We start from the raw sequence: 21232 nt of genomic DNA, 5'->3' as shown, positions 1-21232 counted from the left end.
GGAGGCCGGGCCGGCGGAAAGATGTGTGGGGCTGCGCGCAGGGGCGCAGCGGCGTTATGCCAGCGTGTAGCCTGCGCCGGCAACGGCTTGGCGGACGTCGGCATCGGATGCCGAACCCTTCACGGTCAGCCGGGACCTGCCGCCTGGCACCAGGTCAACCGACGCCGACGTCACGCCGGCAACCGCGGACACGGCCGTTTCGACGGACCGGACGCAGTGCCCGCAGGTCATGCCCTCCACCGCAAAGTCGCGCTGGAAGGAGGTGCCGTCGTCGGAATTTCCGACGACGGCAGGCTGCTGCTGCGCGGCAGGCGCAGGCAGCGTGGTGGCCGGGTCTGCGGCGCCCGCGGGGGCGCAGCAGCTGCAGCCGGAGGATGCGAGGGGGAGTTGGGTGCGGTTCCCGGTAAACATGCCAGTTCCAATCCGTTGAGGCGATCAAAGGGGCGCTGGGGTTGAACGGCTGTAAAGGCCGGTGCGGGCACCAGCCGGGACATACCACGTTCACTGACAACGCTCCTCAATATACCCCCTAGGGGTATTGAGGTCAAGGGCTCCTACCGCATTTCCCCGCTGACTGCCATAGGCCTCACGTACTACCTTCTGTTGTCCGGGGCGACCATACTTGAAGGTGCGAGGACAGAGCCCGCCCGCTGGGGGCTGGCCTTCGCGCGGGAGGTGAACCTGTGACGGAGCTCAGCGACCTGTATACGTATTCGAGTGCACTCGGGGACAGCGAAAGCGATGCCGGCACCTTCAGGGTGGACATCGAGCCCGCCGGGACAACCTTCCAGTGGTCTGACGGGGTGTACCGGCTGCATGGCTACCAGCGCGGCGAGGTGGTCCCCACCATGGACCTGATCTTCGCCCACAAACATCCCGATGACAGGGGGCGCTGCGAAGAAATCGTGGCGCAGGTTGCCACCACCGGCGGCTTCTTCTGCCTGTACCACCGGATCGTCGATGCCCGCGGCAGGACCCGGCGCGTGCTGACGTCCGGCGAGGCGATCCTGGGCGCGGACGGATCAGTGGCGGCGCTTGAAGGCGTCATGGTGGACCTGAGCCGGACGCTTCAGCGCGAAACCGAGCAATCGGCACGCGAAGCCGTGGCCGGGGCCACCGCAACCCGCACCGTGATCGACCAGGCCCGGGGCATCCTTATGGGCCAGCTGAAAATCGGCTCTGACGACGCTTTCCAGATGCTGGTGAGCGCCAGCAGCCACCGGAACGTCAAACTGGTGGCGGTGGCGGCGGAACTGGTGCAGCTGGCCAATTCCCCGGAGGCCAGGACCTATTTGGACCGGGCGGTGCGGGCAACCCAGCTCCAAGGGCAGCCAGCCCACGCCGGAGGCCGACGCGCAGGCTAATGATGTTCCACCCAGCACGCAAGGATGGTCGTGGACAGTTGGTAGGCCAGGGCGTTGCGGGTGATGGCATTCGGGCCAAGGCTGGACGGCAGGTCCGACGCGTCCACCTGAAGGATTGAGGCGTCCTTCTGGAAGACCGCAGATCCGGCGGCGGTTTCGAAGGCAGGGAAACCCAGGTTGGCCAGTCCCTCAATGGGGGTGGAGTTGGTGGCCAAGGCCTGCATGGCGTCAAAATACTGGCGTGCCATGGCCTGGTCAGGGGCTTCCTGTACCGATATTTTCAAAGCTCCCTCCGGCAGGTGGTAGGTGCAGGTGAAGGTGCTGTCCGCCCAGTTGCTGACCGTGTGAGGCTCTTGTTTAAGGTCCAGGATGGCCATGAGCCGGTCCATCGGCTGTTCTCCGCACACCATCTTGGCGGCCTCGCTGGGGCCGCCGGCGCTTGCCTTGGGCGGCGCGGTTTCGGAACCGTGGTGCCCTCCATGGCTGCCCTCGACAATTGGGGCGGCGGACGCAGCGTTCGACGCCGGGGCGGCGGGCCCGGTGGATCCCGCCGCTGCTGCACAGCCGGAAATGAGCAGGGTCAGTGCCAGGGCTGCCAGCAGGGGAGCGCGTTGCTTCATGATCCATCCGTCCTGGCCATCCGCAGGGCGGGCAGCCGGTGTGTCAGGGGCCGGGTCAGGCCTTGAGTTTGGCGAAAACCACGTAGTTGTCGTCGAAGAGGCCGGTGGCGGCGTCGTAGCCATCGCAGGTGATCAGCCGCAACTCGGAACCTGCAGTGTTGCCGTAGACCTCCAGCGTGGGGAAGCTGTCCTTGCCATACAGCGCACCGCGTTCCACGACAAAGACAGCTGTGCTGCCATCGGCTCGGACGACGTTGACGTCCGCTCCGGGTGCGAGCTTGCGGAGGTCGGCGAAGACACCCTTGTGGCCGCCAAGTGCATTGACGTGTCCCAGCATGACGGCAGGGCCACGCTCGCCTGGGGTTGGCGAGCCGTTGTACCACCCGGCCGGGGCGCCGCTGCCGGTGTCATCAGGGACCTCCAGGGAGCCGTTGCCGCGCAGGCCCAGGCTCAGCAGTTCCGTTCGCAGGCCAATCGATGGAATGTCCAGCGTGGCCGGTTCAGACCTGGGCAGGACCGGTGGGCCGACGTCGGCAGGTGCAGCGGTTGCCGGCGGGCTTGGCGGCGTCGGAGCCGAGGTTTGTGCGGCGGACGGGGAAGGTGCGGCGGGCGTGGAAGGCGCGGTGGAAGCTGCAGCGGAAGCCGAAGGTGCGGGGCCGGCGTCGGACGTTCCTGGTCCGGTACCGCAGCCCGTCAGCGCGATCAGGAGAAGAAGCCCGACTGCCGCGGGGGCGCGAAGGTCCCCGCGGCGGCCGTTATTCAGGGAGATCATGGTGCCGATACAGCCAGCGGTGCCTAGGCAGCGGAACCGGAGCTGCGGCGACGGACCAGGTAAGCCCCGCCTGCTGCTGCCGCCAGCACCAGGCCCCCGCCAAGGGCAAGGGCGCCGGAATCGGTCCCGCCGGCCTGCTGGGCAATGCCTGTGTCAGCGCCGCCGGCAGGCATCTTCATCTGCCCTGCCTTAAGGGTCCCGCATAGTGCCGGGGACGTGGCGGCGAGGGGAAGGCTGGGGACCAGGTCGGATTTGGCAGCCTGCCCCGCTGCACTGAGGGTGGCAGGGTCCAAGCCGTGGACGACAACGACGGCCGTGCCGGATTCCAGTGCGGCCTTGGTCTCGGCGTTGAGCTCAAATGTCCGGTCCACGGTGTAGCTTGCGCCCTGGCCTGCGAGCTTGAGGTCCAGCCCGGCGGCAGGGCTGGTGTCGCCGCTGGTGGACAGCGTGGTCACGATGCCGCCGTAGCTGGGGGCGCCCTCGGTGGTGGAGATGACGCCGTCACCGTCCTTGTCAGCCGACGGTGCGGGGCAGGCTCCCTGGGCGCCGCCGTGGATGTGCTGGACGTGCGGGTAGGGGGCGTTGTTGAAGGTCGGGGCCAGCCCGGAGACCTTGAGGACGGCGTGGGCCTGGTTGCCGGTGACATCCACGGTGATGGTGCCTGAGGCCGAGCTGCCGTTGATCTGGGCCAGGGTGGACTGGTAGCTGTGGTCGGCTGCGGAGGCGGGACCGCCGGAAAGGGCCAGTGCGCCCAGGGCGAGAGTGGGAACTGCGAGGAAACGAAGGGTCTTGTTCATCGGAAAGCATTCTCCTCATACAAGTGACGTGTTGTCCCAGATGAGGGACGTTAGAGGTTCGGTCCCACAGGGGTATGTGGATTGGTGTTCTTGTGAAATGCCCCACAAAAACCTGGAAAAATGCTGGGGACACGTGTTTGGGATGCAGCAGGGGCGCCTCATAGAATGGACGAAAGGTGCGCCGGGAAGTCTGGTCGGCATGGATTTGTCGAACCCGGATTTAAGGACGCCCGAATGAACTCTTCGCCCACGCCCAGCCGGAACAAGTTTTTCGGTTCCACTGTCTTCTCGCGCGGCAGTTACGCCGAGGCCCTTCGCATCGGGGAAATCCTCCGCAAGGAAACTGTGGGCGGCGCCCTCCTGGTCGCCGCTGCGGTCATCGCGCTCATCTGGGCCAACTCCCCGGCGTCGGACAGCTACTTTGCCCTCCGCGACTTGAAGGTGGGCTACGAGCCGTGGCACCTTGACCTCAGCCTCGGGGCGTGGGCGGCCGATGGCCTGCTGGCCATCTTCTTCTTCCTGGTGGGGCTGGAGCTCAAACGCGAATTCGTGGCCGGCGACCTGCGCCAGATCAGCAAGTCGATCGTTCCTGTGGCCGCCGCCGTGGGAGGCGCGGCCGTCCCGGCGGTGATCTACGCCGTCGTCAATCTCGCCAGCCCGGAAACACTGCGCGGCTGGGCCATTCCCACCGCCACCGATATCGCGTTTGCCGTTGCCGTCCTGGCGATCATCGGATCCCACCTGCCCAGCGCCCTGCGGATCTTCCTGCTGACGCTCGCGGTGGTGGATGACCTGATCGCCATCACCATCATCGCGTTCTTCTACTCCAGCGACATCCAGGTCACGCCCCTGCTGCTGGCGCTCATCCCGCTGGCCATCTACGCCTTCCTGGCACAGAAATTCCGCCGGTTCTTCGGCCAGCATGCTCCGGCCGCGTGGCTCGTGTTGCTGCCGCTGGGCGCCGTGACGTGGGCGCTGGTGCACGCCTCCGGCATCCATGCCACTGTGGCCGGAGTGCTCCTGGGCTTCGCCATCCCCGTGATCCGGTCGCAGGCTTCCGGCGGACCCGGGGCAGGTCCCGGACTGGCTGAAATCTTCGAGCACCGGTTCCGGCCCATCTCCGCCGGCGTGGCCGTCCCCGTCTTCGCATTCTTCTCCGCGGGCGTGGCAGTGGGCGGCTGGGAGGGCCTGGGCTCCGCCCTGACGGATCCCGTGGCGCTGGGCATCATCCTTGGCCTGGTCCTGGGCAAGCCCATCGGCATCCTCGCCACCACCTGGATCCTGACCAAAGCCACCAGGGCAAGCCTGGACAGCTCCTTCAAATGGATCGACGTGTTTGGTGTATCCCTGCTGGCAGGGATCGGGTTCACCGTCTCCCTGCTGGTGGCAGAGCTCAGCTTCGGCCACGGCAGCCTGCATGACGACCACGCAAAGGTGGGCATCCTGGCCGCCTCACTGCTCGCCGCGCTGCTGGCAACCGCCGTGCTGCGCACCCGCAACCGCCAGTACCGCATCGCTGAAGAGCTCGAGCGGGTGGATTCGGACCAGGACGGCGTCCCCGACGTCTACCAGGACCGCGCCTGACCCTTCACCTCGGTTTTACGCGGTGGCGAGTGGTTTGGCCTGGGCCTCCGGCTTGATCTGGACTCCCGGTACGGCCGGGGCCTCCACATGGCGGATCTCCAGGGCCTCGGGGTCCAGCAGCTTCCGCGCCCCGGTCCGGGCATCCAGGATCCAAAAGAGTTCAAGGTGCGGGACGACGTCCGTCACCCGGCCCCGATGGAAGAGCCTGCCCCGGTGCCATGCCTCGATCTGGTCGCCGATGCGGAGCTGGGCGGTGCGTATTCCTTGTGCCTCCATAATGGGCTGCCTCCTGCTGTTGAATCCCCGTATGCACAGCTTGCCGTGGACAGGTTGCCGGAGTGTTTCCACGCGGTGTTTTTTCTGTGTCGTGTGTGGCTGCTGGGCTCAGTCGTCCATGGGGAACGCGACGGCTTCGCCCACGACCCGCAGGCACAGCTCCATGCCGGGCCGTGCGATCGAGGCGTTCCAGTGCCGGATGGTGATCACTTCACCGCCCCCGGGGTAGCGGTGGTCGGCGTGCTCCGCCACTTCCTGGGGTACGTTCAGCTTCAGCCGCACCGTGGTTTCGGGGCCGAAGTAATCCGTATCCACCACCACGCCGCGGATGGGTCCGTCCTCGGCGATGCGGATCTGCTCCGGCCGCAGCATCAGCTGCACCCGGCCCTGTGCCGGGGGCCTGCGTACGGGGATGCCGCCCAGCGAGCAGGTGGCCAGGGACCCTTCCAGCCAGGCGTCCAGGATGACGGCGTCGCCCAGGAACTCGGCGGTGGCCCGGTCCGCGGGGCGGGTGTAGACAACGAATGGGTTGCCGATCTGGGCCAGCTTGCCGCCGCGCATCACGGCCACCTGGTCCGCGAAGGACAGTGCCTCGGCCTGGTCGTGGGTGACCAGGATGGTGGTTACGCCGGCCTCGGCCAGGACCTTGGCCACGGCGCGGCGGGTGGCCACGCGAAGGCCCGCATCCAGGGCGGAGAAGGGCTCGTCGAGGAGCATAAGTTCAGGTTCGCGGGCCAGCGCACGGGCCAGGGCCACACGCTGCTGCTGGCCTCCGGACAGCTGGTGCGGCCGGCGCTTGGCCATGGATGCATCGAGGGACACCATCTCCAGGAGTCCGGCGACACGGGCGGCGACGGCGCGGCGGCCGCCCTCCAGCTTGGCCGCGTTCAGGCCGAACGCAACGTTCTGCCCCACGGTGAGGTGCGGGAACAGGGCGCCGTCCTGGGCCACGTACCCGATCTGCCGCTTGTGCGCCGGAAGCCAGGCGCCCTCACCGGCCACCACAGTCCCGTTCAGGGAGATGCTGCCGGTGTCCGGGTGCTCAAACCCGGCGATCAGCCGCAGGAGCGTTGTCTTTCCTGAGCCGGACGGCCCCACGATGGCGGTGGTTCCGCCCTTGGCCACCGACAGGTTGACGCCCTTCAGGACCGCCTGTGATCCGAAGTTCTTGGTGACGTCCGTGATCTGCAGGTGGCTGTTGGTGGTTGCTGCCACGGAGGGTGCCACCCGAGGCTCGGGCAGCCTGCGGGTTGATGGTGCTGTCACTGTCCGGCTACTTTCTTGGACTGTTGGAAGAGGAGGTAGGTCATGGGGGCGGAAAGCAGGATCATCAGCAGCGCGTAGGGTGCGGCGCCGGCGTAGTCGATCTCGCTGCTCTTGCTCCAGAACTCGGTGGCCAGGGTCTTGGTGCCGTTGGGGGACAGCAGCAAGGTGGCGGTGAGCTCGTTGGCAATGGCCAGGAACACCAGGGCTGCCCCGCCGGCAGCGGCCGGGGCGGTGAGCCGCAGGGTGACGCGGATGAAGGCCAGCAGCGGCGGCTTTCCCAGCGCCTGGGCGGCCTCGTCCAGTTCCTTGGGGGCCTGTGCCAGTCCGGCCCGCAGGTTCACCAGGGCGCGGGGGAGGAACAGGAGCACGTACGCCGCCACCAGCAGCCCCGCGGTCTGGTACATCCCGGGCAGCATGCGGATGCTCACGGTGACAAATGCCAGCGCCACGACGATGCCGGGCATGGAGCTGGTGACGTAGTTGGACAGTTCCAGGGATTTGCTGAACCAGCCGGGGTGGCGGACGGCGAGGTAGGCCATGGGGAAGGCAACCACGGTGGTGGCTGCCGCGCCGGCGAGCCCATAGGTGAAGGTGGTGAAGAGCGCCGGCAGGAATTCGGAGGCCGTCCAGATGTCCGCGCCGCCGGCCAGGATCCAGCGCATCACGTAATACAGGGGGAGGCCGAACGCCAGGGCAGTCAGCGCCAGCAGGAACAGCTGGGCCGGGACCTGGTAGGCGTGCAGCGGCAGGCGAAGCGCCCTGGCCTGCACGCCGGACCCGATCCGGGCGTAGCGGGCGGTGCCGCGGCTGCGGACCTCGGCAACCAGCAGGAGCAGGCAGAAGAAGACCAGGACGCTGGCCAGCATGTTCCCTGCCGCGCCGTTGAAGGTGGACTGGTACTGGGTCATGATCGCGGTGGTGAAGGTGTCGAAGCGGATCATGGCGAAGGCGCCGTATTCCGCCAGCAGGTGCAGCCCCACCAGCAGCGCCCCGCCGGTCAGGGCAATCCTGAGCTGGGGGAGGACCACCCGGAAGAAGGTCCGCCAGGCGCCCAGCCCCAGCGCCGCGGCGGACTGCTCGATGGCCGGGTCCAGCCGGCTTAGGGTGGCGGCCGCCGGGATGTAGACCAGCGGGAAATAGGACAGCGTGGAGATCAGGATGCCCGACCCCAGCCCGCCCAGCGATGGAATGGCGGAGACCCAGGCATAGCTGTTCACGAACGCCGGAACGGCCAGCGGGGCGGCCAGCAGCACGGCCCAGACCCGGTGACCGCGCAGCCTGGTCCGTTCCACCAGCCACGCCCCCGCCACGCCAAGCAGCAGGCACAGCGGGATGGTGGCGGCCATCAGGAGCAGGGTGTTCAGCAGCAGTTCGCCCACACGGGGCCGCAGGATGAGGCCGACGGCGGTGTCCCACCCGGTTGCCGCCGTCATGTAGGCCACGTACCCCAGCGGGACGAGGGAGAAGAGGGCGATCAACACCGCCAGGACGGATACCGCGGAAACGCCGAAAGGCGGGCGGGGGCTGCTGCCCCGGCCCGCCGTCGTCGTGCCCGCCCTTGGGGGAGCCGATAGATCGGAGGTCACGGAATTAGAGTAGTCCGGCCTGGGTCATCAGATCGGTGACCTTTTCGGAGTTGAGCTTGGCGGCGTCAACCTTGGGAGCCTGCAGGTCCTTGATGGGAACCAGCTTGTCATTGGCGGGGACGTCGGAGCCGATTGCGTACTCGAAGGACGTACCGTTCTTGAGTACTTCCTGGCCCTTCTTGCCCGTGATGAACTTCAGGAACTCCTGCGCGGCGGCAGCATTTTTGGAGGACTTGAGCACGCCGCCGCCGGAGACGGACAGGAACGCGCCCGGGTCCTGGTTCTTGAAGTAGTACGGCGTGACGTTGTTGGAGTTTTCTCCGGTCTTGGCCTGGTCGCCGTAGTAGTAGTAGTGGTAGATCAGGGCAGCGTCCACTTCACCGGCGTTGACGGCCTTCATGGCCGTGCTGTTGCCTTTGTAGGCCTTGGAGTTCTCCTTCATGCCCTTCAGCCACTCCTCGGTGGCGGACTCGCCCTTGAGTTCAAGCAGTGCCGAAACGATGGCCTGGAAGTCGGCGCCGGAGGGGGATGCGGCCCACTTGCCCTTCCACTCCGGCTTGGCCAGGTCAAGCATGGACTTGGGCAGCTGGTCCTCGGTGAGCTTGGTCTTGTTGTACACCAGGACGGTGGAGCGGGCGGCGATGCCCGTCCACTTGCCGGTGGACGGGGCGAACTCGGCGGGAACCTGGGCCAGGGTGTCCTTGTTGACGTCTGCGAACAGGCCGGCGTTCTCAACCTGCGTCATGGCGGGGGAGTTCTCGGTGAGGAACACGTCCGCGGGGGAGGCCTGGCCTTCCTGGATGATCTGGTTGGACAGCTCGGTGTCCGAGCCCTGGCGCATGGTCACCTTGATGCCCGTTTCCGCCGTGAAGGCATCCACCCACTCCTTGGTGAGGCTCTCGTGCTGGGCGTTGTACACAGTGATCTCGCCCGATGCGGCTCCGCCTGAAGCGGCGGACGAGCCGTTGCCTGCGGGGGTGCCGCCGCCGCAGGCGGTCAGGCCGAGAGCTGCGGCGGCGGCGAGTGCGATGCCGGCCAGCGCGCTGTTGCGGATCTTCATTGAGGCTGCTTTCGGTGGGGAAAAGAGTCTGCTTGGAACTAAGTCCTATTGGGCAACATAAATGTTGCCTATGCCAGAAAACTGTAGGGTAGGCAAACCTAAGCTCCAAGCCAAAAAGCGCTTTAAGTGACGAGGTTCACATCAATTACGCAAACATGGCGTGACGTAATTACGGTGGCGATGGCGGAGCCCGGTGAACGCCGCCCGGCGCCGCAAAACTCATCGGCGCTGCGCAAGAAAGCTGGCGCTACCCCCATTCCGGTAGCGCCAGCGTTTCTGCGCCGCGGCAGGTAAACTCCGCGTCGCTACCTGTTCGGGTTGGGGTCGTTGAGGTCCCGCTCCCCGATATCCGCCGCCCCCAGGAGGCTTTCCGCGGGTGCGTCCTCCGAGGGGTGGAGCCGGATACTCAACTCGGGATGGTGCAGGTCCAGGGCGGGCCGCTCCGAACGGATCCGGGGGAGTGAGGTGAAGTTGTGCCGCGGGGGCGGGCAGGACGTGGCCCACTCCAGCGAGGCGCCGAAGCCCCAGGGATCGTCCACGGTGACCTTCTTCCCTGCCCGCCAGGTGATGAAGACGTTCCAGAAGAACGGGATGAGGGAGGCGCCCAGCAGGTAGGACCCGATAGTGGAGAACTGGTTCATGAAGGTGAAATTGTCCTCCGGCATGTAGTCCGCGTACCGGCGCGGCATGCCCAGGACACCCAGCCAGTGCTGGATCAGGAACGTGGCATGGAAGCCAAGGAACAGCATCCAGAAGTGGATCTTGCCCAGGCGCTCGTTGAGCATGGTCCCGGTGAATTTGGGCCACCAGAAATAGAAGCCGGCGAACATGGCGAACACCACGGTGCCGAACACCACGTAGTGGAAGTGCGCCACCACGAAGTACGTGTCCGAAACGTGGAAGTCCATGGGCGGCGAGGCCAGGATGATGCCGGTGAGGCCGCCGAAGAGGAACGTGGCCAGGAAGCCCAGGCTCCACAGCATGGGGGTCTCGAAGGTCAGGGAGCCGCCCCACATGGTGCCGATCCAGTTGAAGAACTTCACTCCTGTGGGCACCGCGATGAGCATGGTCATGAAGGCGAAGAACGGCAGGAACACCGCACCCGTGACGTACATGTGGTGGGCCCACACCGTCACCGAGAGGGCTGCGATGGCGATGGTGGCGTACACGATGCCCTTGTAGCCGAACAGGGGCTTGCGGCTGAACACCGGGAAGATTTCCGAGACGATGCCGAAGAACGGCAGCGCAATGATGTAGACCTCCGGGTGGCCGAAGAACCAGAACAGGTGCTGCCAAAGGATGGCCCCGCCGTTGGCGGGATCGAAGATGTGCGCACCGAACTTCCGGTCCGCGCCCAGGGCAAACAGGGCGGCGGCCAGCGGCGGAAACGCCATGAGCACCAGGATGGCGGTGACCAGGGTGTTCCAGGTGAAGATGGGCATGCGCCACATGGTGAGCCCCGGGGCGCGCATGCAGATGATGGTGGTGATGAAGTTGACGGAGCCCAGGATCGTGCCAAAGCCGGACAGCGCCAGGCCAAAGACCCACAGGTCACCGCCGATTCCGGGGGTGAAGGTCGTATTGTTCAGTGGCGCGTAGGCGAACCAGCCGAACGAGGCGGCCCCCTGCGGGGTGATGAACCCGGACACCGCGATGGTGGAGCCGAACAGGAAGAACCAGAACGCCAGCGCGTTCAGGCGGGGGAACGCCACGTCAGGGGCGCCGATCTGCAGCGGCATGATCACGTTGGCGAACCCTGCGAACAGCGGGGTGGCGAACATCAGCAGCATGATGGTGCCGTGCATGGTGAACAGCTGGTTGTACTGTTCCTTGGTCTGCAGGATCTGCATGCCGGGCTCGAACAGCTCGGCGCGGATCAGCAGGGCCATCACGCCGCCTGCGCAGAAGAACACGAAGGACGAGATCAGGTACATGTACCCGATGGTCTTGTGGTCGGTGGAAGTGATCCAGTTGACGACGATGGTGCCTTTGGAGCGCCGGACCACTGCCGGTGCCGCGGTGGCCGCGGTTCCGCCCATTCTCTGGCCTGTGGTGGTCATGTCAGTGCCCTCCTTACTCTGCTGCTTCCGGGGCCTGCGGTGACGGGGCTGATAGCGGCTGCCTGACGTAGTCTTCGCCCAGGTTGCCGGTGTTGCCCTTGGCCTTCAGGTCGGCCATGTGGCTGTCGTAGCCCTGCTGGCTCACCACCCGGACCTTGAAGAGCATCTCGGAGTGGTATTCGCCGCACAGTTCAGCGCACTTGCCCATGTATTCGCCGATGCGGTTGGGGGTGATGCTGATGTACGGGTTGTACTGTTCGTGGCCCGGATACAGATCGCGCTTCTGCAGGAAATCCACCACCCAGAAGGAATGCTGCACGTCACGGGACTGCAGGTGCAGTTCCACCTTCTTCCCCACCGGAAGGTAGAGCGTGGGCAAGCGGTCCGGGGCGCCATAGCCACCGGTCAGGTGGGCCTGCTGTCCGGCGTCCTCGTGGACCTGCTCCTTGACGTAGTTGAAGTCCCAGGACCACTGTTTGCCGAAGACGTCGATCACCACGTCCGGGTTGGGGTAGCGCTCATCGATGGCCCGCTGTTCCCGGTCCGTGAAAACGAACAGGACGCCGATGACGATCAGCGGGATGGCCAGGTAGAAGACTTCAAGGGGGAGGTTGTAGCTCAGCTGCGGCGGGAACCCCACGGTGTTCTTCCTGCGCCGGTACGCCACGATGACCCAGATCATCAGGCCCCAGGTGATGATGCCAACCACCAATGCAGCGATCCATGAGTTGACCCACAGGTCCGTGATCAGTTCGGTGTTGTTGGTGGTGTCGCGGGCTCCGGGGAGGAACCCGCGGGCCACCAGGTCGGAGCAGGAGGTCAGTGCGGGCAGGGCAAGAATCCCTGCGGCCAGTGCTGCGTACCGCCGCATGCTGTGGTTTCGCAATGGTTCTTTACCCACGTGTGGTCCCTCCGGCATGCTCCAGAAGCCCGACTGTATGAGCCCACCACTGGCCCGGGGACCAGCAGTTGTGTGCCCCACCCTACGCGCGGAGGATGCTGATGGGAAGGGGTTTTGCGGCGGCTGGAGCTACCGGCCAGCGGCGCAGACTGATACTGCTTTGGAGTGGCCGGTGGCGCTGCTAGGCGATGCCGGTGGTGCCCAGCAGGCTTCCCACCGCGAACGTGAAGGCCATGGCCAGCGCCCCGCCCACCACCAGCCGGATGGTTGCCTTGCGCTTGGAGCTTCCGCCGATCTTGGCGCTGACGGTGCCGGTCAGGGCGAGTGCCAGGATGACGGCCACGAACGTGACCGGAATGCGGGCTTCTTCCGGCGGGAAAATGATGGCCAGCATGGGCAGTATGGCGCCGATGGTGAAGGCGATGGCGGAGGCGAAGGCAGCGTGCCAGGGGCTGACCACTTCTTCTTCGTCAATGTTCAGTTCGGCCGACAGGTGTGCCTTCAGCGCGTCCTTTGCCGTCAGCTCCTCGGCAACGGTCCTGGCTGTGGCTTCGCTGAGTCCCTTGGACTGGTAGATGTGGGCAAGTTCGTCCAGTTCACCCTCGGGATCGTCCCGGAGCTCCTGGCGTTCCTTTTCGATCAGCGCGCGCTGGCTGTCACTCTGGCTGCTCACGGAAACGTATTCGCCCAGGGCCATGGATACGGCTCCGCCCACCACGGCGGCGGTGCCCGCCACCAGGATGGGGGCCAGGTCGTTGGTCACGCCGGCGACGCCCACCACGGTTGCCGCGACGGAGACGATGCCGTCGTTGGCGCCGAGGACACCGGCCCGAAGCCAGTTCAGGCGTGCGGCCACGCTGCTGTCGTGGGGTTCGTTGCGGCTGAGCTTGAGAGTTTCGGACATGTTGGCAGTAAAGCACCGTGCGGACCCGCGTGCCACGAAGGTTTGCATCCCCTAACCCGGCAGTGATGCAGGGCCCTCGCTGCGGCCGCAAGCTGCCCCCGACCTTCCCTTCCCGCAGAGTACTAAGGGCGCTTATCATTCTGTTTCCGTGCAACGGTGCAACGGTGCAGGGGATAGGGGACGACGACGATGGACACCTACGGCAATGACGGCACCGGCGGCGCGGGCGCAGGCAGGCGGACACTCGGCATCGAAGAGGAGCTGCTCCTGGTGGATCCCGGAACAGGCGAAGCCGTACCGCTGGCGGGTGCCCTCCTGGACCTCTACGTCCGTCCGCTGGAGGCCGCGTCCGGGCCAGTCCTGACAGCGGAGTTCCAGCAGGAAATGATCGAGGTGGTCACCCCGCCGCATGCCACGCTGTCGACACTCGAGCAGGACATCGTGGCCGGACGGGCCATCGCCCGCCAGGCAGCCGAGGACGTAGGCGTCAGGGTGGCCGCGCTGGGCACCTCCCCGCTGCCTGCCGATCCCCATCCCGTACAGCTCCGGAGGTTCCGGGCAATGATGGACGAATACGGACTCACGGCCAGGGAACAGCTCACCTGCGGCTGCCACATCCACGTCTCGGTGGAGTCGCCGGAGGAAGCCGTGGCCGTGCTGGACCGGATGCGCAACTGGCTTCCGGTGCTGGTGGCGCTCAGCGCCAACTCCCCGTTCTGGCACGGCGAGGACAGCGGCTACGCCAGCTACCGCTCCCAGGTGTGGAACCGCTGGCCGTCCGCCGGGCCGCTGGACATCCTGGGCACCCCGGACTCCTACCACCAGCTGGTGCATGACATGGTGAGCACCGGCGTGGCCATGGACGAGGGCATGATCTACTTCGACGCCCGCCTCTCACGGCACTACCCCACGGTGGAAATCCGCGTGGCCGACGTCTGCCTGCGCCCGGAGAACACCGTCCTGCTGGCGGGGGTGGCCAGGGGCCTGGTGGAAACCGCAGCCAGGGAATGGCGGGAAGGGATCGAACCGGTGTCCGTCCCGTCGGCGCTGCTCAGGCTGGCCGGCTGGAAAGCAAGCCGCTGGGGTCTCCGGGGTGAGCTGCTGGATCCGCAAACGCACCGCCCGGCGCCCGCGCTCGCCGTCGTGAATTCGCTGCTGCACCACGTCAGCGGGGCGCTGGAGGATATGGGTGATCTGCACCGGGTGGAGGAACTGATGGACAGGCTGCTGGCCGACGGCACCGGCGCGGTGCGGCAGATGGAGGTGCTGCACCGGACCGGGGACCTGGAACGGGTGGTGGAGGACGCGGCGGACTGCACGGTCCCCATGTCCTAGCCGGGCCCGGAAGAGACGTCAGTACGTGGTGGCGTTAGGCAGGATGAGCGGCGGCAGCGGTGCCTGGTTGAAGTCGAAGGACTTGGCCAGGTCGCCCAGCTGGGGGTTGTTCTCGCGGACATCGGGGCGGGCGTCCGGCCTGCCGTCGGTGGCGGGGTCGATGCGTTCGCCGCCCAGGAAGTCGTCCTCGATGAACTTGAAGTAGGCGTCGTGGCTGAGGACCTGGTGGTCGATGTACCCCTTCTTCGCGTAGGGGCTGATCACCAGGCCGGGGACGCGCAGCCCGTACCCGTTGTTGTCCACCACCGGCGGGGTTTCGTGGTCGTAGAACCCGCCCCAGTCGTCCCAGCTGAGGAAGATGGCGGTGCTGTCCCAGTCCGGCCCGCTCATCACGGCGTTGATCAGCCCTGCCACGTAGGCCTGCCCGGTGCTGATTTTTGCCGGCGCGTGTTCGCTGACTTTGTCCGTGGGCGCCACCCACGTGACGGCCGGCAGCGTTCCCTTCCTGGCGGCGTCGTAGAAACCGCTGAGCGGCTTGATGTTGCCCTGCTCGCCGTCCTCCTTGACCGTGTCGAAGTACAGCAGCGGATTCCACAGGCCGGGGGTCTTGGCGTCCTGCTTCACCGGATCGCAGGTGGCGGCGTCATTGCGGCAGTCCGGTTCGGTGCCGTTGAACACGTAGTAGGCCCAGGGAACGTGGTGCTTGTGGAGCAGGAACGTCAGGTCCGTCCAGGCGTAGTCCGGCAGTTCCAGTTTCTTGGCGGCGTCCGTGAGCTTCTTTTTCAGGTCATCGGACACCGGCGCGGCATCCACCGCGGCCTGGCAGATGGCGTAGGAATCGGTGGGCTTGCAGCTGGTGCCAATGAGCTGGTCGATCTGCGCGGCGAGGGCCGGGTCAATGCCCGCGGCCTCCAGCGCCTCCCGGCAGGGGTCCAGGTCCATTCCGGCCTGGCACTTGCCGATCAGCGTGTCCTTGATGATCTGCGGCTCCGGTTCCGGGTCCGGGTCCTGCAGGGCATTGACGCACGACGACGGGTCCCCGGCTTTGGTGCATTTGGCCGACCATTCCGAGACCAGGTACAGGTGCGCGGGAAGGCTCCAGGAGGCGGCGGAGGCGAACAGGTGGTCCTGGAGCGTGAAATTCTGCGCGTAGGCCCAGTAGTTGGGCAGGTCCCGCCCGTCGTGGTAACCCATCACATCGGTGGGCATGGTGTTGCTGTACTGGCACTTGGTGCTGCCGGCGCCGCAGCCGGACAGGCCTTTCTCCGCCTGGGCCACGAACCCGTCCATGGCCCCGCCGTTGATGTCCGCGGTGGCGTCGGCATGGCTGTGCGGGCCGCCGGCGTTGCTGTCCGCCGAGTTGTAGAAGGGCCTGGTGCAGCCGCCGTCAGCAGGGTCCGGAACGCACACCGTGGGCTTGCCGTCCTTCATGGGAATCCCTTCAGCCCCGGGGTAGGTCCCGAAGTAGCTGTCGAAGGACCTGTTCTCCTGGGTGATGATCACGACGTGCTTGATCTTGCCGATCCCGGCGGCGGCCGCGGCAGCAGTTGCCGGACCGGCGGCCGGCGCGTCCGCCGCGGGCGGGTTTAAGGCCGTTGCGTCCGGGGCAGGTGGGCCGGCGCGCAAAGCCATGGGAAGGACGACGGCGAGGATCACCAAGGCCAGCACCGCGGCACCTGCCAGGACGGCCCGGCGTCGTCCGCTCCCCACGAGTGCCACCTCAGGATTCCTTCCGGTAGACGTCGTCTCCGAAGGTCCTGACTCCGGGATCGCCGGCCAGCCCCAGGCGCGGGAGGTGGAAGAAATCCTCGACGGTGGCCAGCAGGCTGTAGTGGTTGTAGGGCCGGTCCGAGGAGGCGCCCGCCCTGGCGAAGGGGGAGAGGACCAGCGCGCCCACCCTGCCGCCTGCGGTACCCCCGGCGGGGGTTCCCGGGTCACCCTCGGAGGGGCCGGACGCGTCGCCCTCGGCCTCGTCGAAGGTGATCACCAGCATGCCGTCCTTCTTGTACGCGGGCGATGACAGGATGGCCGGGACCTGCTCCTTGAGCCAGCTGTCAGCTGCCCCCAGGCCGCCGTCGGTGCCGTCGGCGCAGGTGCCGTCGTGCCCGTCATGGCACAGGTTGGGCGTGATGTAGGCCAGGTTGGGGGTGGTGTCCACGGATTTCAGGTCGTCCTTGAGCTCGGAGAAGTTGACCACGTTCCTGGCGCAGTCCGGGGACGAGGTGATGGAGCGGAAGTAGACAAAGGGATTGTGGTGCGTTGAGTACTGCCCGTCAGGGGTGGCCTTGATGTGGTTGTCAGCCTCGCCCAGGACCGGGTGCCCGCACGGCTGCTGCATGTCCTCCATGTAGCCCTTCCACGTCTTGCCCTGCGCGGTCAGCTGCCCGGCCAGGGTCTGTGTGTCCTCCGGGTAGACACAGCCGTCGCCTTGCAGTGCGCCGTCCGCGTCCGTGCCGGTGGCGTTGAACTCCGTGTAGGTGTGGCAGTCCGCCTCTGTGCTGTCATTGGGCCGCTGGCCGGAAATCTGGGCCAGGTAGTTGGGCAGTGAGTTGTGGGCTATCCCGTAGTAGTTGTTCAGCAGCACGCCCTTCTTCCGGAGCGTTCCGGACAGGTATGGCGCGGGGGAGTTGTCACCCCAGGAACTGCTGTAACCCTTGTTCTCGAGGTTGATGATGAATATGTGCTGCGGCGTGCCGGCGGGCTTTGCCGCATCACCCGGCTTGGTGCCGGCGCCTGAAGTGCTGGTGGCCGATGCGCTGGGGGTCGCTCCCGCGGTGGCTGTTGGGCTTGGCGCCGGAGCGCTGCTGGTTTCCGCCGGACTGGGTGCCGGGGCCGGCCCGTTGGACTGGCACGCCACCAGCGCAGACAGCAGCAGGGCCGGCATCACCAGCAGTCCGGGGGCCCGCCGCCAGCGGGCCCCCTTTCCGGGAGCGGAACCTTGTTTCACGCCCAACCTCTTTTGTCCGTAGCTGTTGTCCTGCCGGCCCGGCTGTTGGGCAGTCCGGCCGGCAGGATAGTGGCGCCCCAGCGTTGGGGACACTCTTGCACACCGAAACCGCGTTTCGTACGGACAGTGCCTGTGAGTTGGCAGTGAATCCCGGTGCCCCAATCCATCCGGCGCCATCCAGCGCCCCGCCCCGGCCCTAGGTCTTTCTGCCCTAGGAGGGGGTGGCCGGCAGGCGTTGACTTGGATTGCGGGCGGGAAACGCCCTCCGGGGACGGAAAGCGCAAGGCTTACCGCCCGGAACTGAAAGGAAAATACAGTGAAAAAGTGGTATCGGTGGCAGGACTACGTAACGGTCGCCGCCGGTCTCTTCACCGCAATTGCGGTCCTGTGGACGCGGCAGCAGAACATGTCCACCACGTTCATGCTCCTCTTCGGCGGACTTTTGATCATCAGCGGCATCATCAACCTGGCCATGCCCGGAACGCCGGTCATGGAATATGCCCAGGCCGTCCTTGCCGCCCTGTTGGTCCTCTCGCCGTGGCTGGGCTCCTACACGGGCGCAACCGGCGCTGCGTGGACATCGTGGATTGCAGGGGCAGTGGCGTTGGTGGTCACCGCGGTGGCCATAAAGCCAAGCACTGACGCCCATCGCAGTCTCCGGATTTCGCACTAGCGGAGGCATCCGCCATGACTGAAGTACTGCGGTATGAAGTGGGCTCCGGGACCGTGCTTGTTGAAGTTGCCGACGGCAGCTACGGGGTGGATCATCCCGCCCGCAACGAGCAGGGGATCCTGGATACGGGCAGGCGCCTGGAAGATGCACTCGCAAGCGTCCGCCCGGCCGCCCGCGCAGCACTGGAGGCCATGGCGGAACTCACCCCCGAACAGATCCAGGTCGAGTTCGGGGTAAAGCTCGCGGGGGACGCAGGGGCAATGATTGCCAAGAGCAGTTCCGACGCCCACTTCGTCCTCCGGATGTCCTGGACCCCCACAGTGTCAGCGCTGCCGGGGGAAGAAATCACACACAGCGGGTGACGGCCATGGTTGCGTTTCATGACAGGTCCGACGCCGGGCGGCGGCTGGGCAAACGGCTGGCCAACCTGCGCGGCAGGGACGTGGTGGTGCTGGGACTGCCCCGGGGCGGCGTCCCTGTGGCGTTCGAGGTAGCCAAGGCCCTGGAAGCGCCGCTGGACGTGATCGTGGTGCGGAAACTCGGGGTTCCGTTCCAGCCCGAGGTGGCCATGGGGGCCATCGGGGAAGGCGACGTCCGCGTCCTGGATCCGCGCACCATTTCCATGGCCCGGGTCTCCCAGGAGGACCTGCAGCAGGTGGAACAGCGGGAACGCGCACTGCTGGAAAGCAGGGTGGCGCGGTTCCGCCAGGGGCGCCGGCGCATCGACCTCAACGGGCGCACCGTGATCATTGTTGATGACGGCATCGCCACCGGTTCCACCGCCAGGGTGGCCTGCCGGGTGGCCCGGCAGCTCGGCGCAGCAAAAGTCATCCTTGCCGTCCCTGTTGCCCCCGCCCGCGCCATCGTGGAGCTTAAGGAGCCGGACGACGTCGTCTGCCTGCTCTCGCCCCAGGACTTCCAGGCCGTGGGCTACTACTACCACGACTTCTCACCCACGGAGGATGGCGAGGTGGTGCAGCTGCTGGACGCCGCTGCCACTCCACCGCACCACCCCGACGGGCACGGCGGAGACGGCACCCTGGAGGACGACGTCGAAATTCCCGACGGAAAGGTTGTCCTGCGCGGCAGCCTCTACCTGCCGGCCAGGTGTGACGGCACGGTCCTTTTCGCGCACGGCAGCGGCAGCAGCCGGCACAGCCCCCGCAACCGCTTCGTGGCCTCGGTGCTGCACGCGGCCGGCCTGGGCACCCTGCTCCTTGACCTGCTGACACCGGAGGAGGAGGTCAACCGGGCCAACGTGTTCGATATCGGCCTGCTGGCCCACCGCCTCTCTGCGGCCACCCATTGGCTGGAGGCACGGCACGACGGTTCCGCCGGCCGGATCGGCTACTTCGGGGCCAGTACCGGGGCCGGCGCTGCGTTATGGGCCGCGGCCGAGCCCGGCGCCCAGGTTGCCGCGGTGGTGTCGCGGGGCGGGAGGCCGGACCTGGCCGGCCCGCGGCTCGCCGCCGTGAAAGCCCCCACGCTCCTGATTGTCGGTGGCGCCGATACGCAGGTGCTGGCCCTCAACCGGCAGGCCATGGCAGGCATGCAGGCCCCCACCCGGCTGGAGATCGTCCCGGGAGCAACCCATCTCTTCGAGGAACCCGGCACCCTTGCCATGGCAGCCACCCTGGCAGCGGACTGGTTCCGGCATTACCTCCTCCCCTCCCCGGTGGGGCGCCGGTCCGCGCCGGAGGCCAGGGAATGACCCCGGCAAGTACCGGCGCCGGCCGCTGGGAGGAACAGGGTGCTGAACGTGCGGCGGAAGGCGCCCAGATCCGCAGCCTGGCCCACCCCCTGGCCACGGCGGATGACCTTGAGCCGCTGGTCCGCCTCGCTGCCCCGGCCCGCTTCGTGTGCCTGGGCGAGGCATCCCACGGCACCCAGGAGTACTACCACTGGCGGGCGCTGCTCAGCCACCGGCTGATCGAAGAGTACGGCTTCACCTGGATCGGCGTGGAGGGCGACTGGCCTGACTGCTGGCGCATCAACCGCTGGGTCAGGGGCGAGGCGGGACAGGACATGGACGCCCGCCGGCTGTTGGCCGGCTTTGAGCGTTGGCCCACCTGGATGTGGGCCAACCACGAGGTGGCTGACTTCCTCACCTGGCTGCGCGAATGGAACCTGCGCCTCCCGGAGCACCAACGGACGGGCTTCTACGGCCTGGACGTCTACTCGCTGTGGGACTCCCTGCGGGAAATCTTCACCTGGCTTGACGCCAACGCCAGTGAGGCCCTCCCGGCGGCACTGCAGGCCTGGCACTGCTTCATTCCGTTCCGCGAGGACCCGCAGCGGTATGCCTTGGGCAACCGCCTGGTGCCGCAGTCCTGCGAAGCCGACGTGGTGGCCCTGCTGGCTGAAGTCAGGCGGCGGGCGCTGGGCCGCATGCAGGACGACCCGGCAGCCTTTGACGCCATCCAAAACGCCATCGTGGCCGCCAACGCCGAACGCTACTACCGGACCATGGTCCGCGGCGACCAGCAGTCCTGGAACATCCGCGACCACCACATGAGCGACACGATCGACCGGATCTCGCGCCACCACGGGCCGGGGGCCAAAGGGCTGGTGTGGGCGCACAACACGCACGTGGGGGACGCGCGCGCCACGGACATGGCACATGACGGCATGGTCAACATCGGGCAGTTGGTCCGGCAGCGTCACCCCGGCGAAGTGGTGCTGGCCGGCTTCGCGTCCTACGCCGGGTCCGTCACCGCCGCCGAATCATGGGGCTCCCCGGAATGGGTCATGGAGGTTCCGGCCGCGGCGCACGGGGGCCACGAGGACCTCCTGAACGAGGCGCTGGGGGAGCCGTCGGTGCTGGTGTTCGGGGCTGCCCGGACCGGGCCGTGGCTCACGTCCTGGCGCGGACACCGGGCCATTGGGGTGGTCTACAACCCGCACCGGGAGAGGGGCAACTATGTGCCCACCCGGATGGGGGAACGCTACGACGCCCTGTTCTGGCATCCGCGGACCGAGGCGCTGCGGCCGCTGCACCGCGAATACCAGCCCGGCGAACCGGAGCTGGAGACCGAGCCCACCGGGTTCTAGCCCTACCAAAGGAACATGATGGAGCAGAGGAGCACC

At 66.9% G+C, this 21232-nt stretch carries 20 protein-coding genes; 7 read left to right on the top strand and 13 right to left on the bottom strand.

The features are described from left to right. Nucleotides 1-54: 54 nt before the first annotated feature. Nucleotides 55-411, bottom strand: a complete 357-nt coding sequence (locus ACTAQI_RS12285; RefSeq protein ID WP_457946190.1) for a heavy-metal-associated domain-containing protein — start codon at nucleotides 409-411, stop codon at nucleotides 55-57. A gap of 272 nt (nucleotides 412-683) precedes the next feature. Here ACTAQI_RS12285 and ACTAQI_RS12280 point away from each other — a divergent pair, with 272 nt between their 5' ends. After that, nucleotides 684-1364: a PAS and ANTAR domain-containing protein gene (locus tag ACTAQI_RS12280; RefSeq protein ID WP_457946188.1), complete on the top strand. Its 681-nt coding sequence runs from the start codon at nucleotides 684-686 to the stop codon at nucleotides 1362-1364. Here the strand turns inward: ACTAQI_RS12280 and ACTAQI_RS12275 are convergent. The 3 genes from ACTAQI_RS12275 to ACTAQI_RS12265 are packed head-to-tail and all read right to left on the bottom strand — an operon-like array spanning nucleotide 1361 to nucleotide 3553. Continuing rightward, the gene (locus ACTAQI_RS12275; RefSeq protein ID WP_457946187.1) at nucleotides 1361-1984 is read right to left on the bottom strand and encodes a hypothetical protein; all 624 of its coding nucleotides are present in this window, start codon (nucleotides 1982-1984) and stop codon (nucleotides 1361-1363) included. The genes ACTAQI_RS12280 and ACTAQI_RS12275 overlap by 4 nt on opposite strands. A gap of 55 nt (nucleotides 1985-2039) precedes the next feature. Next, a complete protein-coding gene (locus tag ACTAQI_RS12270) occupies nucleotides 2040-2756 on the bottom strand; it encodes a sortase domain-containing protein (protein ID WP_457946186.1) in 717 nt (238 codons plus the stop codon). A 23-nt stretch (nucleotides 2757-2779) separates the two neighbouring features. Then, nucleotides 2780-3553 carry a hypothetical protein gene (locus ACTAQI_RS12265; RefSeq protein ID WP_457946185.1) on the bottom strand — a complete coding sequence of 258 codons (774 nt, stop codon included), beginning with the start codon at nucleotides 3551-3553 and terminating at the stop codon, nucleotides 2780-2782. Between the two features lie 234 nt (nucleotides 3554-3787). Between ACTAQI_RS12265 and nhaA the strand changes: the two genes are divergently transcribed. Beyond that, on the top strand, nucleotides 3788-5137 hold the full coding sequence (nhaA, locus tag ACTAQI_RS12260; protein ID WP_457946184.1) for a Na+/H+ antiporter NhaA: 1350 nt from the start codon (nucleotides 3788-3790) through the stop codon (nucleotides 5135-5137). 15 nt (nucleotides 5138-5152) lie between these two features. On the opposite strand, the gene ACTAQI_RS12255 is transcribed toward nhaA, so the two are convergent. The 7 genes from ACTAQI_RS12255 to ACTAQI_RS12225 form a co-directional block, all read right to left on the bottom strand. After that, nucleotides 5153-5413, bottom strand: a complete 261-nt coding sequence (locus tag ACTAQI_RS12255) for a hypothetical protein (RefSeq protein ID WP_457946183.1) — start codon at nucleotides 5411-5413, stop codon at nucleotides 5153-5155. 108 nt (nucleotides 5414-5521) lie between these two features. Further along, nucleotides 5522-6679 carry an ABC transporter ATP-binding protein gene (locus tag ACTAQI_RS12250; RefSeq protein ID WP_457946181.1) on the bottom strand — a complete coding sequence of 386 codons (1158 nt, stop codon included), beginning with the start codon at nucleotides 6677-6679 and terminating at the stop codon, nucleotides 5522-5524. Beyond that, complete coding sequence (locus ACTAQI_RS12245) at nucleotides 6676-8265, bottom strand: ABC transporter permease (protein ID WP_457946179.1); 1590 nt, start codon at nucleotides 8263-8265, stop codon at nucleotides 6676-6678. The genes ACTAQI_RS12250 and ACTAQI_RS12245 overlap by 4 nt, the downstream gene beginning before the upstream one ends. Before the next feature lie 4 nt (nucleotides 8266-8269). Further along, on the bottom strand, nucleotides 8270-9325 hold the full coding sequence (locus ACTAQI_RS12240; RefSeq protein ID WP_457946177.1) for an iron ABC transporter substrate-binding protein: 1056 nt from the start codon (nucleotides 9323-9325) through the stop codon (nucleotides 8270-8272). 305 nt (nucleotides 9326-9630) lie between these two features. Further along, nucleotides 9631-11385: an aa3-type cytochrome oxidase subunit I gene (gene ctaD / locus ACTAQI_RS12235; RefSeq protein ID WP_457946176.1), complete on the bottom strand. Its 1755-nt coding sequence runs from the start codon at nucleotides 11383-11385 to the stop codon at nucleotides 9631-9633. 13 nt (nucleotides 11386-11398) lie between these two features. After that, a complete protein-coding gene (gene ctaC / locus ACTAQI_RS12230) occupies nucleotides 11399-12256 on the bottom strand; it encodes an aa3-type cytochrome oxidase subunit II (RefSeq protein WP_457951049.1) in 858 nt (285 codons plus the stop codon). A 211-nt stretch (nucleotides 12257-12467) separates the two neighbouring features. Further along, complete coding sequence (locus ACTAQI_RS12225; protein WP_457946174.1) at nucleotides 12468-13190, bottom strand: VIT1/CCC1 transporter family protein; 723 nt, start codon at nucleotides 13188-13190, stop codon at nucleotides 12468-12470. Between the two features lie 189 nt (nucleotides 13191-13379). Between ACTAQI_RS12225 and ACTAQI_RS12220 the strand changes: the two genes are divergently transcribed. Continuing rightward, nucleotides 13380-14525, top strand: a complete 1146-nt coding sequence (locus ACTAQI_RS12220; protein ID WP_457946173.1) for a carboxylate-amine ligase — start codon at nucleotides 13380-13382, stop codon at nucleotides 14523-14525. 18 nt (nucleotides 14526-14543) lie between these two features. Here the strand turns inward: ACTAQI_RS12220 and ACTAQI_RS12215 are convergent, their stop codons facing one another. Beyond that, entirely contained in the window at nucleotides 14544-16244 is a 1701-nt protein-coding gene (locus ACTAQI_RS12215; protein ID WP_457946171.1) for an alkaline phosphatase family protein, read from the bottom strand. A gap of 1 nt (nucleotide 16245) precedes the next feature. Then, nucleotides 16246-17472 (bottom strand): alkaline phosphatase family protein, encoded by a 1227-nt coding sequence (locus ACTAQI_RS12210; RefSeq protein ID WP_457946169.1) that lies wholly within the window; start codon nucleotides 17470-17472, stop codon nucleotides 16246-16248. Nucleotides 17473-17788: 316 nt separating this feature from the next. Between ACTAQI_RS12210 and ACTAQI_RS12205 the strand changes: the two genes are divergently transcribed. The 4 genes from ACTAQI_RS12205 to ACTAQI_RS12190 are packed head-to-tail and all read left to right on the top strand — an operon-like array spanning nucleotide 17789 to nucleotide 21196. Continuing rightward, a complete protein-coding gene (locus ACTAQI_RS12205; RefSeq protein ID WP_457946167.1) occupies nucleotides 17789-18145 on the top strand; it encodes an SPW repeat domain-containing protein in 357 nt (118 codons plus the stop codon). A 14-nt stretch (nucleotides 18146-18159) separates the two neighbouring features. After that, nucleotides 18160-18507 (top strand): CU044_2847 family protein, encoded by a 348-nt coding sequence (locus ACTAQI_RS12200; protein ID WP_457946166.1) that lies wholly within the window; start codon nucleotides 18160-18162, stop codon nucleotides 18505-18507. A gap of 5 nt (nucleotides 18508-18512) precedes the next feature. Beyond that, nucleotides 18513-19856 carry a phosphoribosyltransferase family protein gene (locus tag ACTAQI_RS12195; protein ID WP_457951048.1) on the top strand — a complete coding sequence of 448 codons (1344 nt, stop codon included), beginning with the start codon at nucleotides 18513-18515 and terminating at the stop codon, nucleotides 19854-19856. Next, a complete protein-coding gene (locus ACTAQI_RS12190) occupies nucleotides 19853-21196 on the top strand; it encodes an erythromycin esterase family protein (protein WP_457946165.1) in 1344 nt (447 codons plus the stop codon). Before ACTAQI_RS12195 ends, ACTAQI_RS12190 begins: the two co-directional genes overlap by 4 nt. The last annotated feature ends 36 nt before the right edge of the window (nucleotides 21197-21232 follow it).

The organism is Pseudarthrobacter sp. alpha12b (assembly GCF_054130495.1).
The sequence above is the reverse complement of the archived record's forward strand: the minus strand, read 5'-3'. Positions and strand labels throughout refer to the sequence as shown.